The 16,753-nt window shown below is 72.4% G+C and carries 11 protein-coding genes; 4 read left to right on the forward strand and 7 right to left on the reverse strand.

What is annotated here, in order from left to right; genetic code table 11:
- Nucleotides 1–440: 440 nt before the first annotated feature.
- Nucleotides 441–2,267, forward strand: coding sequence for a glycoside hydrolase family 3 protein (locus ACH4VX_RS32870; protein ID WP_398372657.1), 1,827 nt, complete (start codon nucleotides 441–443; stop codon nucleotides 2,265–2,267).
- A gap of 827 nt (nucleotides 2,268–3,094) precedes the next feature.
- Nucleotides 3,095–4,780, forward strand: coding sequence for a ribonuclease J (locus ACH4VX_RS32875; protein WP_398372659.1), 1,686 nt, complete (start codon nucleotides 3,095–3,097; stop codon nucleotides 4,778–4,780).
- A 322-nt stretch (nucleotides 4,781–5,102) separates the two neighbouring features.
- Here ACH4VX_RS32875 and ACH4VX_RS32880 read toward each other — a convergent pair whose 3' ends face one another.
- The 3 genes from ACH4VX_RS32880 to ACH4VX_RS32890 form a co-directional block, all read right to left on the reverse strand.
- Entirely contained in the window at nucleotides 5,103–5,756 is a 654-nt protein-coding gene (locus tag ACH4VX_RS32880; protein ID WP_398372721.1) for a hemolysin III family protein, read from the reverse strand.
- A gap of 506 nt (nucleotides 5,757–6,262) precedes the next feature.
- Nucleotides 6,263–6,466, reverse strand: a complete 204-nt coding sequence (locus ACH4VX_RS32885) for a cold-shock protein (RefSeq protein WP_030242128.1) — start codon at nucleotides 6,464–6,466, stop codon at nucleotides 6,263–6,265.
- A 244-nt stretch (nucleotides 6,467–6,710) separates the two neighbouring features.
- On the reverse strand, nucleotides 6,711–7,049 hold the full coding sequence (locus ACH4VX_RS32890) for a MerR family transcriptional regulator (RefSeq protein ID WP_398372661.1): 339 nt from the start codon (nucleotides 7,047–7,049) through the stop codon (nucleotides 6,711–6,713).
- Nucleotides 7,050–8,187: 1,138 nt separating this feature from the next.
- Here ACH4VX_RS32890 and ACH4VX_RS32895 point away from each other — a divergent pair.
- Nucleotides 8,188–8,547: a hypothetical protein gene (locus ACH4VX_RS32895; protein WP_398372662.1), complete on the forward strand. Its 360-nt coding sequence runs from the start codon at nucleotides 8,188–8,190 to the stop codon at nucleotides 8,545–8,547.
- A 186-nt stretch (nucleotides 8,548–8,733) separates the two neighbouring features.
- On the forward strand, nucleotides 8,734–9,318 hold the full coding sequence (locus ACH4VX_RS32900) for a hypothetical protein (RefSeq protein WP_398372664.1): 585 nt from the start codon (nucleotides 8,734–8,736) through the stop codon (nucleotides 9,316–9,318).
- A 284-nt stretch (nucleotides 9,319–9,602) separates the two neighbouring features.
- On the opposite strand, the gene ACH4VX_RS32905 is transcribed toward ACH4VX_RS32900, so the two are convergent.
- From ACH4VX_RS32905 to ACH4VX_RS32920, 4 genes are all read right to left on the reverse strand, one after another.
- Nucleotides 9,603–11,675, reverse strand: a complete 2,073-nt coding sequence (locus ACH4VX_RS32905) for an SWIM zinc finger family protein (protein WP_398372666.1) — start codon at nucleotides 11,673–11,675, stop codon at nucleotides 9,603–9,605.
- A complete protein-coding gene (locus ACH4VX_RS32910; protein ID WP_398372667.1) occupies nucleotides 11,672–14,575 on the reverse strand; it encodes a DEAD/DEAH box helicase in 2,904 nt (967 codons plus the stop codon). Before ACH4VX_RS32910 ends, ACH4VX_RS32905 begins: the two co-directional genes overlap by 4 nt.
- Before the next feature lie 98 nt (nucleotides 14,576–14,673).
- Nucleotides 14,674–15,252, reverse strand: a complete 579-nt coding sequence (locus ACH4VX_RS32915; RefSeq protein WP_398372669.1) for a sugar kinase — start codon at nucleotides 15,250–15,252, stop codon at nucleotides 14,674–14,676.
- Nucleotides 15,249–16,397 (reverse strand): ROK family glucokinase, encoded by a 1,149-nt coding sequence (locus ACH4VX_RS32920; protein WP_398372671.1) that lies wholly within the window; start codon nucleotides 16,395–16,397, stop codon nucleotides 15,249–15,251. Before ACH4VX_RS32920 ends, ACH4VX_RS32915 begins: the two co-directional genes overlap by 4 nt.
- Between the last annotated feature and the right edge of the window lie 356 nt (nucleotides 16,398–16,753).

Below are 16,753 nucleotides of genomic sequence, written 5' to 3' on the forward strand. Positions count from 1 at the left end.
CTACGGCGTCCCCCGGCCCGCGGTCGTCCTCCAGGGGCAAGGGGCCCCGGGCCGCAGGGGGAGCACGGCACGGAGCCGCCAGCCCGGCGTGAGTGCGAGGCCGGACGGCCCCGGGACATGAGCGGCGCCCCCGGCCGCCGCCATGTCGCGGTCGACGACACCCGGCCGACACCCCGCTACGGCATGCACACGCCCCGGGGAGTCAGCCGCCCCGCGACCCCGCCGCACAGGTCAAAGACCGGGCCGGGCGTCCCAAGGATCACGGGAAGCGACGTGTTTCACGTGTCAGCCCTGCTCAGGGCACCCACATTTCGTCCGGACCTATTTTGTCTAGACCTCTTGCCCCGTCCAGGATCCGCGGGCTACGTTTCCCGCTGTTCGGAGCACTTCACGTTTCCTTCAACTCCCTTGCTGGGCAAGGCTGGAAGGAGCACGTCCGCATGCAGGACCGAAGTCTGTCCAGACGAACCGTTCTCGCCTCCGCGACGGTGGCCGCTGCGAGCGCAACGGGCGTCGTGGGCCTGACGGCCACCCCCGCGGTCGCGCACAAGCGCGACAACCGCCTCAAGAAAACCATCTCCGGGATGAGCGTCGAGGCGAAGATCGGCCAGCTGTTCGTGCCGTACTTCTACGGTGCGTCGGCGACTTCTCCCAGCCGGTTCGACCAGGACCGCAACCTCAGGGAACTCGGCGTCCGCACCGTGGCCGAGCTCATCGCCAAGTACCACATCGGCGGTGTCATCTACTTCTCCGGCTGGACGAACAACATCCAGGACCCCCGCCAGATCGCGGACCTGACGAACGGCGTGCAGCGGGCATCGCTCGCCCTGCCCACCCCCGTCCCGTCCCTGATCTCCATCGACCAGGAGCACGGGGTCAACGTCCGCATCGGCAGCGGCGCCACCCAGCTGCCGGGCGCGATGGCGCTCGGCGCGGGCCGCTCACCCTCCGACGCACGCACCGCCGGACGGATATCGGGCACCGAACTCGCCGCCCTGGGCATCCATCAGAACTTCGCCCCGGTCGCCGACGTCAACGTCAATCCGGCCAACCCCATCATCAACGTCCGCTCCTTCGGCGCCGACCCCCGCGAGGTCGGTCGCATGGTGGCGGCCCAGGTGACGGGTTACCAGCAGGTCGGCGTCGTGGCCTGCGCCAAGCACTTCCCGGGCCACGGGGACACCGGGGAGGACAGCCACACCGGACTGCCGGTGATCACCCACACCCGCGAGGAGTGGGACCGCATCGACGCCCCGCCCTTCAAGGCCGCGATCGCCGCCGGCGTCGACTCGATCATGACCGCGCACCTCCAGGTCCCCGCGCTCGATCCCAGCAACGAACCGGCCACCCTGTCGCCCACGATCCTCCAGGGCGTGCTGCGCGACGAACTCGGCTTCGACGGCGTGATCGTCACCGACGCCCTCAACATGCAGGGTGTGCGCACCAAGTACGGCGACGACCGCGTGCCCGTCCTCGCCCTCAAGGCCGGCGCCGACCAACTGCTGTTCCCGCCGGACATCGACGTCGCCTACAACGGCGTCCTGGCCGCCGTCCGCAGCGGAGAGATCACCGAGGACCGGCTCGACGAGTCGGTCCTGCGCATCCTGCGGGTCAAGGACAAGGTCGGCCTGCTCAGCGGCAGCCCCTACGTCTCCCCGAAGGAGGTCGACCGGGTCGTCGGCGCCCGCAGGCACCGGCGCGCCGCCGCCCGGATCGCCGAGCGCACCACCACCCTGCTGGTCAACGAGGACGAGGCGCTCCCACTGCGCCGCGGGCAGAGGAAGCTGCTCGTGGTCGGCGCCAGCCCGGCCTTCCCGACCGACGACACCCGCACCACGGTGCCCGAGCTGGCCGAGGCGTTCGACGAGCTGGGCTACGACACCATCCACCTCGCCACCGGCCGGGCGCCCGACGCGGCGAAGATCGACGAGGCCGTGGCCGCCGCACGGGGACGGGACGCGGTGGTGGTCACCACCGACAACGTCGGCGCCACCAGCGCCCAGCGCACCCTGGTGTCCCGGCTGCTCGCGACGGGCGTCCCCGTCGTCCACCTCGCGGTGCGCAACCCCTACGACATCGCCCACCTCGGCGACGTCCCGGCCTCACTGGTCTCCTACTGCTGGACCGAGGTCGAACTGCGCGCCGCCGCCCGGGTGATCGCCGGCCGGGTCGAGCCACGCGGCAAGCTGCCCGTGCCCGTCCAGCGGGCCGACGACCCGACCGAGGTCCTCTTCCGCTCCGGGCACGGCCTGTCGTACGACCACTGACGTCCGCGTCCCCGTACCGAGGTGGACGGCCGGGAGCGGAACACGTGCAGGCGCCCGGAGCACGCGGCCGCCGGGTCGAGGTGCCGGTGGACGAAGGATCAGGTGAAACGCCTCCCTGGCGATCACCACACGTGGACGCGAGCGGGGGCAAGCGGGGACAGGGACCGTACGGGGCTCCTCCCCGCATCCCCGTCCGCTGCCGTCACGGTTTGTGGCGGGGGCCGCACATCCGCCGGCAGGGTACGGTCGTCGTGCGGCCGTGTGGCGCCCTTGGCCCGGTGGCGCCGTGGGGACAGCATGGGCCAATGGCAGCGCACCTGCCCGAGGAAACGGGGATCCAGCCCTGGTACGCCCTTCCCTCCGCCGAGGCGCTGGAACACTTCGGCGTGGAGGCTGCCGGGCTCTCCTCCGCGGAGGCGGCCCGGCGCCGCAGGCGGCGGGATCGGGGTTTGGCTGTCGTGGGGGTTCACGGCGGAGATGCCGACCGGCGGGGGCAGGGCCGATGCTGCCGACGGGCTCGTACGGTCCAGGAGCATCACGATGTGGTGCGTGGTCGCCTCGTTCTTCTCCCACGCCTCGTGCGGTGTGCTGATGGCGCCGGCGGCTTCCACGAGGGCGGCGTGGAAGCCGGGTCCACTCGTCGCCGGCGGTCGGCACCTCCTTCAGCCGCGGCGGTGCGGTCACGGCGACCGGGCCGATCCGGCCCAGCGGATCAGCGGCGTCGTGGGTGCCGTAGCTGTCGGACAGGCCGTGTGGTCGGGGCACGGGGAAGGAGAGATCACACAGGCAGTGGATCACCCCGCCCGCTCTCCGGGTAACGTCAGGGTATGAGTCATCCGCACCCCGAGCTGAAATCCCCCCCGCCCCTTCCCGAAGGAGGGCTGCGGGTCGTCGCCCTGGGCGGCCTGGGTGAGATCGGCCGCAACATGACCGTTTTCGAGCACGCCGGCAAACTGCTCATCGTCGACTGCGGCGTGCTGTTCCCCGAGGAGACCCAACCCGGTGTGGACGTGATCCTGCCGGACTTCACCTCGATCCGGCACCGGCTGGACGACATCGTGGCCGTCGTACTCACCCACGGACACGAGGACCACATCGGCGGCGTGCCGTACCTGCTGCGCGAACGGTCCGACATTCCCGTCGTCGGCTCCAAGCTGACACTGGCGTTCCTGGAGGCCAAGCTCAAGGAACACGGCATCCGGCCGCGCACGGTGCGCGTGCGCGAGGACGACCGGCGCAGCTTCGGGCCCTTCGACTGCGAGTTCGTGGCGGTCAACCACTCCATCCCGGACAGCCTCGCGGTCGCGATCCGCACCGGCGCCGGGATGGTGCTGCACACCGGCGACTTCAAGATGGACCAGTTCCCTCTCGACGACCGCATCACCGATCTGCGCGCCTTCGCCCGCCTCGGCGAGGAGGGCGTGGACCTGTTCCTCACCGACTCCACCAACGCCGAGGTGCCCGGGTTCACCACCTCCGAGCGTGAGCTGAACCCGGCGATCGAGCAGGTGATGCGCACCGCGCCGCGCCGGGTCATCGTCTCCAGCTTCGCCAGCCATGTGCACCGCATCCAGCAGGTCCTGGACGCCGCCCACCAGCACGGCCGCAAGGTCGCCTTCGTCGGCCGGTCGATGGTCCGCAACATGGGCATCGCCCGTGACCTGGGCTATCTGAAGGTCCCGTCCGGTCTGGTCGTGAGCACGAAGGAGCTGGAGAAGCTCCCGGACCACAAGGTCACCCTGGTGTGCACCGGTTCCCAGGGCGAACCGATGGCCGCGCTGTCCCGGATGGCCAACCGCGACCACATGATCCGCATCGGCAAGGGCGACACCGTCCTGCTCGCCAGCTCCCTCATCCCCGGCAACGAGAACGCCATCTACCGGGTGATCAACGGACTCACCCGGTGGGGCGCCCACGTGGTCCACAAGGGCAACGCCAAGGTGCACGTCTCGGGGCACGCCAGCGCCGGCGAACTCGTCTACTGCTACAACATCGTCAAACCCCGCAACGTCATGCCCGTGCACGGCGAATGGCGCCACCTGCGGGCCAACGGCGACCTCGCCATCCGCACCGGTGTCTCCCCCGAACGTGTCGTCATCGCCGAGGACGGCGTCGTCGTCGACCTCGTCGGCGGGCGCGCGTCCATCACCGGCAAGGTCCCCGCGGGCAACGTCTACGTGGACGGCATGGAAGTCGGTGGCGCCACCGAAGCTTCCCTCAAGGACCGCCTCACCCTCGCGGAGGAAGGCGTCGTCACGGTGGTGGCGATCGTCGACGCGGACACCGGCGCCCTCGCCGAGGCCCCCGACTTCCTGGCCCGCGGCTTCGTCCACGACGACACGACCTTCGAATCGGTCGTCCCCGTCATCGAGAAGACCCTGGCCACCGCGGCCAAGGAAGGCGTCGGGGACGCGCGCCAACTCGAACAGCTCCTTGCCCGCGCCGTGGCGAACTGGGCGTTCCGCACCCACCGCCGCAAGCCCCTCATCATTCCTGTCATCATCGACGCCTGAGCCACGGCCCGGCGGCGCGGCCCCCGGTTCCGGTCGCGGCCCCGCAGGGGGTCGACGTCGGGTACGGGGGCCGGCAGCCGCCCGGGGGGAGACCGGGGTGGCGACGCGCTCCACATGATGGGTCCTCGGGAACACCTCCCGAGGACCGGAGGCGCGAGGACCGCCTTCTCGTCCTTCGCGAGCGGTTCGCCGTCGCAGGTCGGCTGAAGGCCGCTGTCTCGTCCTTCTCCGCGGGGCGATGCCCCGACGACCGCCCGGCCCGTCACGGACCGGTACACGGCACCGTGTGTGCCGAGCGGCGCAGGCCCGAAAGCCGTCGCGGTCAGTAGGCGGCCATGGAGATGGCGATGTAGTGCGCGGTGAAGGCCGCCACGGTCAACGCGTGGAAGACCTCGTGGTAACCGAACCAGCGGGGTGAGGGGTCGGGGCGCTGGAGGGCGTAGACGACCGCGCCCGCGCTGTAGAGGAGACCGCCGACAACGATCAGGACGACCACGGCCGCTCCGCCGGTGTGCAGGAAGTCGGACAGGTAGCGCACCGGTGCCCACCCCAGGGCCAGGTAGCACGGGGTGTACAGCCAGCGCGGGGCTCCGACCCACAGGACCCGGAACACGATGCCGGCCAACGCGCCCGCCCATACGATCCACAGCAGCACGGACCGCTGTTCCGGCGGGAGGAGGAGCACGGCCAGGGGAGTGCAGGTGCCGGCGATGATCAGGAAGATGTTGGCGTGGTCGAGTCGTCGCAGAAGAGCCTCGCCCAGCGGTCCCCAGGTGCCACGGTGGTATATGGCGCTCGTCGCGAACAGCAGCCAGGCGGTGACCGCGTACACGGCACAGGCCAGGACTGCCTGCGGAGTACGGGCCAGACAGATGAGTACGACGCCCGCGATCAGTGCGGCGGGGACCATTCCGGCATGGAGCCAGCCACGCAACCTCGGCTTGATCGGTTCGGCCAGGTCGGCCGCCCGCTCCACCAGAGCGGCAACCGAGTGAGCCTCCTCCCCCGCGTGGCCACCTTGTGATCCGCCGGGTGGCTCGTCTTCACGGTGCTCTCCACGCATTGGACGGTGCTCTCCACGCACTGGGGCGACGTGACCATACTCGATTTCAGCGGCGTCGCGGGACACAGCCTCTCGTCCTCCCTCGGGCAACTGGGCCTCACCGGTAGCGATGCCGTCATGCTAAAAGGCCTCACTCCGGCAGCGTCAGGGGAGGCCGGTCCAGAACCCCGGGGCCGCGTCGCCGGGCATGGGCCGGTTCGTCACCGTGCGGACTCCAGCCCCGTCGACGCTGCCGCCGATCGGGCCTGGCCCCGCGCCTCAACGGATCAGGGGCCGCGCAGCCTTTGCTGCACGACCCCTGATCCTGTGCACGCCCGGCCCGGGAGCGGGCGCCTCCGCCCGGGTGGGCGGCAGGGCCCGCACGGGTGGAGGCGGTCACCGGACGCAGTGTGCGCGATCCCTCGAGCAGGGCTGCGAGGTCAGGCCGGGGTGATGTTCTCGGCCTGCGGGCCCTTCTGGCCCTGGGTGACGTCGAACGTCACGGCCTGGCCCTCCTGGAGCTCACGGAAGCCCGAGGAGTTGATCGCGGAGTAGTGCGCGAAGACATCCGGGCCGCCGCCGTCCTGGGCGATGAAGCCGAAGCCCTTCTCCGCGTTGAACCACTTCACAGTACCTGTTGCCATGTCTCATGCCTTCCGGTCGATGAACGCCTCCCACTCCATGTGGCAGGCGGAGGTGATCGCCCTGGTCCCTGCGGCACAGCACAGCAAAACGCCCACACCAAAGGCGCGGGCAAGAGAGAACTCCGAACCACGACAGCTGACGCAGACGCTACACGCCCGCACACCGCGTCACCACAGGAAACGATCACATCGCACACCGCGACCGTGCGTGCGGTGCCCGCCGACGCGGACGGGCACGCTCATTTCATGCTGCTGCCGTCGGGTTCACCGATTCGGCGGCACGGCGGTATTCGGCGTTGATGCGCTGGGCTTCCTCGAGCTGGTCTTCGAGGATGATGATGCGGCAGGCGGCCTCTATGGGGGTGCCGTGGTCGACGAGTTCCCGGGCACGGGCGGCGAGGCGCAGCTGGTAGCGGGAGTAGCGGCGGTGTCCGCCTGCGGAGCGGAGTGGAGTGATGAGGCGGGCTTCTCCGATGGCGCGGAGGAAGCCCTGGGTGGTGCCGAGCATTTCGGCGGCCCGGCCCATGGTGTAGGCGGGGTAGTCGTCGTCGTCGAGACGGCCGTACGAGTCGTCTGCGGTCATTGCACCTCTCTGTGGAACGCGTGGAGGGGTCCTGGTGCCGTACGGCACCAGGACCCCGAAGGAACTGCTACACCATCGGCCGGCCTTGATACTGCGCCGGCCCTCTGTTTTCGCAGCCCCGACCTGAATGCTGTCGGGTTTGCGGGGATCGCGGTTGCTCGACCGGAGACCACCTCACTATCGATGTCCTGCGGTACCCGGGTCCAGGACTTCCTCCCGGGCGATCCTGATGGCGCGGGGCTCCTCCGTTCTTCCCTCTTGATCAACTACTCACTGACGGGAACTGCGTACTGCCGATACTGCTGGTACTGCTGGTACTGCGAACTGCACTTACGGAACTACTGCTCACGGCAGCCCCTGATCACTGCGGGCCACCCGGTCCGGTCGTCAGTCCCGTCACCGTCCTGCAACCGCTCTGGCTTCGGAACTCCACCACCGCACCGTCCTGCGCACTGCAACTGCGTGTACTGCTGCCCGGCAGTTCATCTCTGCCGGGCCTTTCCGGATCTCGGCTACGAGAGAAACCATAACCACAACACCACCCAATGTCTACTCTGGCTGGCATAGATTTCCGCGCGCTCGAGGATGAGGAAACCCGCCTGGGCCGGCACGGACGTCTCCGGCCGTGACGCCCCGCAGGTCTGCCGGTGACAGACGTGGCACGAGGGCCTGCGCCGCCCCCGACGATCCCGGGATGATCGAGCAACTCGTGGAAGCGTGCACGCAGGTACCGCGATCCGCAGGCCGACGCTCCCGCTGCCGCGTCAGCGCCCTGACGAGGATCCGCTTCCTCGTCCCACGGCCCCCGGACTCGAGCAGACCGTGGGCCGCCGGGACACGGGCTCACGGCTCACGGGCTCACGGGCTCACGGGCTCACGGGCTCACGGCAGCGTGCCGCCAGGCGTCGGCTGTGGTCCTCGCGGTCCCCTTGGGCAAGCCCTGCGGCTCTGCCGGGTCGGCGGGTGGAGGGGCGGGGCGCAGGGGTGGGCAGGAGTCTCGGGCCGAGCACGGTCAACCGCCTCGCCTGCGCCGCCTCGGGCACCCGCCGAGCCTCCGGCGGCAAGTCCGTGAGTGCTCGTCCTGCCCGGTGGCGATACCGGGCAAGCAGCCGGACGGCCGGTAAATATACTCTGCCTCATGCCGAAGCCTGACGAGCTGCTAGTTGACATCGCCACCCTGGTGGAATCCGGGCAGAACAATCAGATGTCCTTGACCGTGGTCACCGGTGGTGCTGTCATCACCGGTCGACTGGCTCCCGAAGCGGTCTGGAGGCAGAGGGTGTCGGAGGTGCTGACGGATTCCGCCCGCTTGGGCGAGTTCTCCGCCGTCTTCGGCACCCCCGTGAAGAAGGACGAGCCGCCCGCCCATCTGCACTTCCATGTCGCCCGGATCCTGCAGGGCCCGGTGGGGATCCCGGAGACGGGCGGGATGTACCGGGTGGCGATCGAGGACGTCAGCGCCTGGACCGTGGGCGACTTCAGCTATTCCGACCACTGAGCGACCTATTCCGACCACTGAGCGAACACGACGACGGGGACCAGTCGCACGCGGTGCGCCCCCGGCCGGCGCGCGCCGGCCGGGGGCGCACCGCGTGCCCGGCTTCGGCCGTCGCGGTCACGGGTGAGGTGGACGGAAGTACGGCTACGAGCTCCCCCGGCGCTGCAGGAGCACACCGAGCAGACCATGCGTGATCTGTCCGGTGTCGAGGTCGAGGTCCTGACCGGCCACACCATGCCCGAACCGGTCAAGGCCCCCGAGGGAGCCAAGGCGGGAGAGCCGTTCGCCGCCCCTGGCCAGGGCATGAAGCCGGCGCGGGCGGAGTACAACGGGAAGAAGCTGAGGACGGGCGGCTGCATCGGCTGGTCCAAGGGCCAACTCGGTGTGGAAGAGGCCGACCCGATCACCGTGGCGCAGCTCGCCGGGGACAGCCTGATGCAGTCGATGAAGGACGACAAGGTCGTCAAGGCCGTCGCCGCGTGGTCTTCGTGCATGGACGGCAAGGGACACCCGGGACTTGCCGATCCGTACAAGGCGATGGACCAGGGTGTCACCGACGACGGGGTGCCGTCGCAGGAGTCCATCGCTCTGGCGGTCGACGACATCGACTGCAAGAAGCAGACGGATCTGGTGAAGATCTGGTTCGGTGTGGAGTCCGCGATCCAGAACGAGCAGATCGCCGATGACAGGAGCCGGTTGACCGGCATCAAGGAGCAGCACGGCAAGGAGATCGCTGCCGCGCGCAAGCAGGTGGCGGCTTCCGCCCGGTGAAGCCGGTGCGGTGGTGCACGGTCCGGGCACGGTCCGGGCACCACCGCCCGATCGCGGCGTGTGCGCCGGCGCCGGGTGTACGGACGGCACCACTGACAGGATCCCGCAAAAGCCTCGGGTCGCTTCACCTCCGGCGACGCCCCGCGTCCGACGGCCGGCCTCGCGGGTGCGGAGGGTTGGTCGCCCGCGCGGGCGAACTGCCCGCACCGCCCGGTGCGGACTCGCGGGGCGACTGATGCGCTTTCGTTGACGGCCACGGCACCTCCCGGCACCAGCAGGCCGGTTCACAGGTCGTGAGGTGTGTCCAGACCGGTCAGGGCGCCCACGGGGTCCGGGTCGGGGGTGCCGCGGGGCCACCAGTCGTCGTGGTCCGGTTCGGACTCGTAGGCGTACCAGAGGTGGTCGCGGCCGAGGCGGAGCTGGACGTGGCCCCGGGGATGGGTGAGGTGGTTGTGCCAGGGGCGGAAGGCGGGGAGGTCGGCGGCGAGGAGGAGCGGACGGGCGCGGTCGAAGCGGCCGGCCGGAGGGTCCCAGGGCTCCTCGAGGACGGAGAGGCCGGCAGGACCGCCCTGGCGCCAGGCGGCGACCGCGCGCGCCAGCTCGGCGGGGGTGCGGCCGGCGGCTCTGGCGAGGGAGGAGTACAGCGCGCGCGTCGCCGCGGTCAGGCCGGAGCCGGGACGGGCGGCGGCGAGCCGCACCGCGTCCTGCCAGAGGGTGAGCCGGCCGACCGGGTCACGGCCGGTGGTGAGCAGGGCGTGCGCGCGGGCGGCGGCGTCGGTGGCCAGCTGGTCCAGCGCGAACGGGTCCGGTCCGCCCGGGGACGCGGGATACGCGGGCGGCTGCTCGGGGTGCGGCGGCGGGGGCAGCGGGGCCGGGAGCGGGGGGAGGGCGTGGTCGCGTCGGGCGAGGACATCGGCTGCCCGGATGCCGGGCAGGGGTTCCGGTTCCTTCCCCTGGGCGGCGCGGGCCGCGCGGGCGGCGCTGAGCCGGGACAGCGCGTCGATCACCTCGCGCTCACCGCGTCCGCGCAGCAGGAGCAGCACGAACGGGTCGGCGTCGAGCAGCCGGGCCGTCTGGTAGCAGAGGGCGGCGGCGTGCTTGCAGGGGTGGCCGGAATCGGGGCAGCTGCACTGCGGGGCGAGGTCGCCGGGACCGGGCAGCAGCGGGACCCCGCAGTCGGCGAGGGACTGGGGCATCTCCTTGTCCAGCAGCGCCGCGATGTGGCCGGGACGGTCGGCGGCGGCGTCCAGGAACCGCTCCCAGTCGGCGTCCGCGAACGTCCGCAGCCGCACCTGCACGCGGTACGGCCGCGGGCGGCTGCCCCGCACATACGCGAGCACGAGTCCCGGCGTGACGGTGATGGCGTCGACATGTCCCTGCTCGGCGTACCCGCGCCCGCGGGCGAGTCGGGCGGCGTCGAGCGCCCCCTCCTCCAGCGCCGTGACCCATGCGTCACCCCACCAGGTCTCGGCGAAGCCCTCGCGGTCCGAGGCTCGGGGCGGGAACGCCGGGAAGGTGCGGCGCAGGTCGCCGTCGCGGGCGGGGGCGGCCATGGAGCGGGGGGTGACGGGTGCGGGCGGTGCGGCGCCCGCGGAGGCCCCGTCTCGGGCTCCGGGGGTCGAAGGGCCGCTGTGCGAGCGCGAGTTGTCGGGGGACGCCGGAGTGCCGGGCGGGCCGGGGGTGACGTCGGTGTCCGGATCCGGTTCAGGCATGCGGAAGGCGTCCGTGAGCGACTCCCGTAGCTCACGGACCCGGGCGTCGGCGGCCCGGTCGCCGCGGGTCGTGCGCGGGACCCGGGGTGACGGAGCGTGTCGTTCACCGGGCTCGGTGCCCGTCGCACGGTCGCCGGGCGCCGGGCGCGCCCGCAGCGCCTCCTCGCGCGCGGAGCGCAGCGCCTCCCGCGCGATGTCCCCGGGGCGCGGTGTCACGCGGTGTCCGGCGGCATCGCCGACGGCCGCCGTGTCCCCGGTCGACGGGTCGGCAGGGGGCGGTCCGTCGCCGTGCGGCCGCTCTTCACGGGGTGCCTCGTCCTCCGCTGCCACGTCCTCCGCCGTCGCGTCCTCCGCGGGAGGGTGCGCTGCCGGTGCGTCGGTGTCCTCGTGGTCCGGGTCTGCGGCGTCGGCGGGCCCCGCCGTACCGTGCCGGGCCCGTATCGCCTGCCGCAGCGCCTCGCGGGCCACGTCACCCGGGCGTGGTTCCCGGGCGTCGGGCCGGCGGAGGCGGTCGGACTGTCCGGCGGTCGGCTGATCAGGAGTGGGCCGGTGCTCCAGCGTGTCCGTGGCCGTCGGTTCGAGGGTCGTCCGTGCGCGGGCCGCGCGCAGGGCCTCGCGGGCCTCGTCGGAGGGGCGGGGGGTCATGCCGGCCTCCGCAGGGACACCAGGTCGGACAGGTCGCGGTCGGACAGCTCCGTGAGGGCCGACTCGCCGGACCCCAGGATCGCGTCGGCGAGGGCGCGCTTGGACTCCAGCATCTCGGCGATACGGTCCTCGACCGTGCCCTCGGTGACGAGGCGGTGGACCTGGACGGGCTGGGTCTGGCCGATGCGGTACGCGCGGTCGGTGGCCTGCTCCTCCACCGCGGGGTTCCACCAGCGGTCGAAGTGGACGACATGACCCGCGCGGGTGAGGTTCAGGCCGGTGCCGGCGGCCTTGAGGGAGAGCACCAGGACCGGGGTCGCGCCGCTCTGGAAGCGGTCCACCATGCGCTCCCGCTCCGCCACCGGCGTACCGCCGTGGAGGAGGTCGACGGGAACCGCGCGCTCGGCGAGGTGCGCGGTGATCAGGCGGGCCATCCCGACGTACTGGGTGAAGACGAGGGCTGAGCCGTCCTCGGCGAGCAGGGTGTCCAACAGCTCGTCCAACAGGGCGAGTTTGCCGGAACGGGCCGCGAGCCGGTCGCCTCCGGCGCGCGCGTGCTCCTCCTTCAGATAGAGCGCCGGGTGGTCGCAGATCTGCTTGAGCGAGGTCAGCAGTTTCAGCACCAGTCCGCGCCGGCCCATGCCCTGCGCGCTCTCGATGGCGTGCATCGACTCGCGCACCACGGCCTCGTACAGCGCGGCCTGTTCACGGGTGAGCGGTACGGGGTGGTCCGTCTCGGTCTTGGGCGGCAGTTCGGGAACGATGCCGGGGTCGGACTTCTTGCGCCGCAGGAGGAAGGGGCGGACCAGGCGGGCGAGGCGCTCGACGGCCTCCTCGTCCTCGCCGGTCTCCACGGCGCGCGCGTGCCGAGCGCGGAAGGACTTCAGCGGGCCGAGGAGTCCGGGGGTCGTCCAGTCGAGGAGGGCCCACAGCTCGGAGAGGTTGTTCTCCACGGGGGTGCCGGTGAGCGCCACCCGCGCGGGGGCCGGGATCGTGCGCAGTGCCTTCGCGGTCGCGGAGTGGGGGTTCTTGACGTGCTGTGCCTCGTCGGCGACGACCATGCCCCACGTCCGCCCGGCCAGGTCCGGGGCGGCGGAGCGCATGGTGCCGTAGGTGGTGAGGACGAAGCCGCCGTCGAGGTCGTCCAGGGTACGGTCGGGGCCGTGGAAGCGGCGCACGGGGACGCCGGGCGCGAACCGGGTGATCTCCCGCTGCCAGTTGCCGAGCAGCGAGGCCGGGCAGACCACCAGGGTCGGCTCGGTGCGGGCCCGCTTCAGATGCAGCGCGATGAGGGTGACGGTCTTGCCCAGGCCCATGTCGTCGGCGAGGCAGCCGCCGAGACCGAGGGAGGTCATGAGGTCCAGCCAGGCCAGGCCCCGGAGCTGGTAGTCGCGCAGGGTGGCGTCGAGGCCGGGCGGCGGCTGCGCGGGCCGTACCCCGGCGGTCAGGCGGTCGCGGAGGGCGGCGAGGGCACCGGCCGGCACCGCCTCGACCGTCTCCCCGTCGACCTCCGCGTGGCCGGTGAGGGCGACGGACAGCGCGTCGACCGGGTCGAGCAGCCCCAGGTCCCGCTTGCGGGCCTTGCGGACGAGGGCGGGGTCGACCAGCACCCACTGGTCGCGCAGCCGTACGACGGGACGGTGGGCCTCGGCCAGGGTGTCCATCTCGGCCTCGGTGAGCGGGTCGCCGCCGAGGGCGAGCTGCCAGCCGAACCGCAGCAGGTCCTCGCTCTCGAAGAAGCCGGTGCCGTCGGTCGCCGAGCCGGGCGCGGGGCGGACCACCGCCGTGACGGTCAGGTCCTGGGCGAGGTCCCGGGGCCAGTGCACGGCGACCCCGGCCGCGGCGAGCCGGGTGGCCGCCATGCCCAGCAGCTCGTTCAGCTCCTCCTCGGAGAGGGCCAGCACATCGGGCACGTCCTGGTCGGAGAGCCGGTCCAGCGGGGGCCAGACGCGGGCCGCGCGACGCACCGCGAGGGCGGCGTCCACCCGCGCGCGGGGGCCGAAGGAGCTGTCCGCCGCACCCGTCCACAGGGCCGTCGCGTCGGCCACCAGGGTCGGGTCGGCGAGGCTGTGCACCTGCACGATCGCGGCTCCCGCGCTCCGCGCGGTGCTTCCGTCCCCGCCGGCTCCCTCACCGGCGTCGAAGAGGTCGTACGCGGACAGGTCCAGGCGGAGCGAGATCCGTACGCCCGCGTCCATGCCGGCGGCGACCTCGGCGGCCCAGTCGTGGGCGTCGGGCAGCCGCTGCGCCTTCCGCGCGGCGAACGGCAGCCCCGAGGCGTACGGCGCGGCCGGGGTGCGGGGCAGGGTGTCGGCGACCGCGTCCAGGAAGGCGCGCACCAGCCCCTCCGGCCGGGGCAGCCGGAGGGGGCCGGGACCGGGCAGCGGGACGGCATGGCCCTCGTGGGGCAGGGCGGCGGCCACCGCGCGCAGGTGCGCCACGTCGTCGGGGTCGAGCGGGCCGGCGCGCCAGGCGTCGTGGCCGGTGGCGGTCAGGCCGGGCAGCAGCCGGCCGCGGGCGGTGAGCCGCAGGGCGTGCAGGGCGGCGGCGCCCCAGCAGGCGGTGGCGGGGTGGGCCGCGGGATCGTGCCGGGCACGGACCAGCAGCGGCAGGGCCTCGTCGACGGGGAGGGAGAACGCCGGGGCCGTCCGCCGCCGCACCCCCGTGCCGTGCGGGCGGACGACGGTGAGGTCGGTGCGCGGCGCGGGTACGGAGGCGTCGGGGGATCCGGGCAGCCCTTCGCCGTCGGAGCCGCCCTCCGGGTCGTAGAAGGCGACGCGTCCCTCGCGCGGGAGGGGCGCCGGGAGGAAGACGGCCGCGAGCCGGACGGGGACGTCCGTCCCGTCCGCGCCGCCGGGCCCGGCGGTGTCCCGCCCGGCCGTCACGGTCCGCTCACTCATACGTCCTGTCACCTCCCACCCGTCCGTCGGATCAGTCGTCCCCGACTCTACGGGCGAGGTCTGACAATCGGTCCCGGCGACCGGTGGGACGGGCGGGCTCAGGGCACGGTGCGGGAGACGACGTACACCCTCGGGTAGCCCGGCTTGTCGTGGTTGACGACGACGTCGTGCGTGGGCGCCGGGTCCTTCTGCTCGTGGACGAGGCCGGACCAGGTGCCGGGTCCGTCGAAGGTCCAGCCGGTGATGTCCCGGTCGCGCTCGCCGATGGTGACCTCGTCCTGCTCCAGGTCGTTCTGCTGCACGCCCAGACTGGTGAGGAAGGCGCTCAGACCCGCGTCGGTGGTCTCGAACTCGACGTAGAGGCGGCTGGTCCTCCAGTTGTTGGTCTCGTAGGAGGCCACCCACCAGGCGGGGTGCGGTACGGGCACCTGGTAGAGGCGGCGCTGCACCTTCGACGGCCAGCCCTCGGTGAGGCCGGTGGCGGAGTACTTCGCCTCCTTGTCCTTGCCGCTGGCCCTGCTCTGGTTCGCGGAGATCACCAGATACCCGGCCGGGATGCCGATGAGCAGCACGATGATCAGCAGGGTGAGTGCCCTGCGGCGGATCATGTGCCGCCGGTCCTCGGCCGGGCGGGGCGCGCCCGGGAGAACCGCCTGCTGGGGGAACTCGTCGCTCACAGCGACTCCTGGGTGGTACGGCGGGCCTCCGCGTACCGCTCGTAGCGTTCGTACCGCTCGACCCGGCGGCGCTTGGCGCGGCGGAAGCGGCGGGCGACCAGCCGGGCGAGGTCGGCGGCGCCGACCATGCCGGCCTCGGGGCCGAGCTGGGCGCGGACGATGTGGGCCTCGGGACGGTAGCCCCGACCGGTGAGGTGCCGCTTGAAGGCGTCCCGCGCGGGACCGATCAGCAGGTCGTCGGCGGCGGAGACGCCACCGCCGATGACGAAGCAGGAGGGGTCGAGGGCGGCGGCGAGGTTGGCGATGCCGACGCCGAGCCACTGCCCGATGTCCTGGAGCAGCTCGATGCACATGGCGTCGCCCTCGCGGGCCAGCTCGGTGATCATGGGGCCGCTGATGTCTGCGATGTTGCCCTTGACGTGCTCGATGATCCCGTAGGCGACCGGTGAGTCGGCGGCGGCCAGCTCGCGGGCCTCGCGGACCAGCGCGTTGCCGGAGCTGTACTGCTCCCAGCAGCCGCGGTTGCCGCAGGGGCAGCGGTGGCCGCCGGGGACGACCTGCATGTGGCCGAACTCGCCGGCCACCCCGTACTTGCCGCGCTTGACCTGCCCGTCCTCCAGGATCGCGCCGCCGATGCCGGTGCCGAGCGTGATCATGACGAGGTGGTCCTCGCCGCGGCCGGCACCGAAGCGCCACTCGGCCCAGGCGGCGGTGTTGGCGTCGTTGTCGACCAGGACGGGGACGGCGAGGCGGCCGGCGATCCGGTCGCGCAGCGGTTCGTTGCGCCAGGACAGGTGGGGGGCGAACAGCACGCGGTTGCGGTCGGCGTCGACCCAGCCGGCCGCGCCGATGCCGACCGCGTGCACGTCGTGCCGGTCGGACAGGTCCAGCACCAGTTCGACGATGGTGTCCTCGACGACCTTGGGGCTCTTGGACTTGTCCGGGGTCTCCGTGCGCAGCCGCTCCAGGATGTTGCCGTCGGCGTCGACGACGCCCGCCATGACCTTGGTGCCGCCGATGTCGATGCCCACCGTCGGGACACGGGGCGCCGTCAGGTGGGAGCGGCGCTCCCGGGTGCCGACGGTTCTCAGGACCGGGGCGCTGCGGGAGCCGATGGGAGCGGTGAAGTCGCGGTAGGTGCTCATCGTGTGCGATTGTGCCGCACGGCTCCGCCGGGTGCCGAACAGATCCCGGGGGCGTGGTGCGGATCATTGTCGGGTGCGGGTGCGCCGGGGCTGGTCGCGCCCGCGCGGTGGAGCGGCGCATCCGCACGGCCCCGCACCCCTGTCGGGCGCGCTGCGGTGCGTGGCGCGGAGGAGGCGGACGTTGTCCCGCAAGGCGTCGCCGTCTCCCGCGTGGGTGATCGTCGCGAAGGTCCGGCGGGGTGTTCACCGCCGCCCTCCCCCGGCCGTCGCCGCCGCGCGGGCGGCCACCGCCCGTTTGCCGCCGGTACCGCCGCGTCCGGTGAGCGGGAGACCCGGCGCTCCGCCGGAGCGACGTC

The sequence above is a fragment of the Streptomyces sp. NPDC020731 genome (genome assembly GCF_044334705.1).
Lineage (GTDB): Bacteria > Actinomycetota > Actinomycetes > Streptomycetales > Streptomycetaceae > Streptomyces.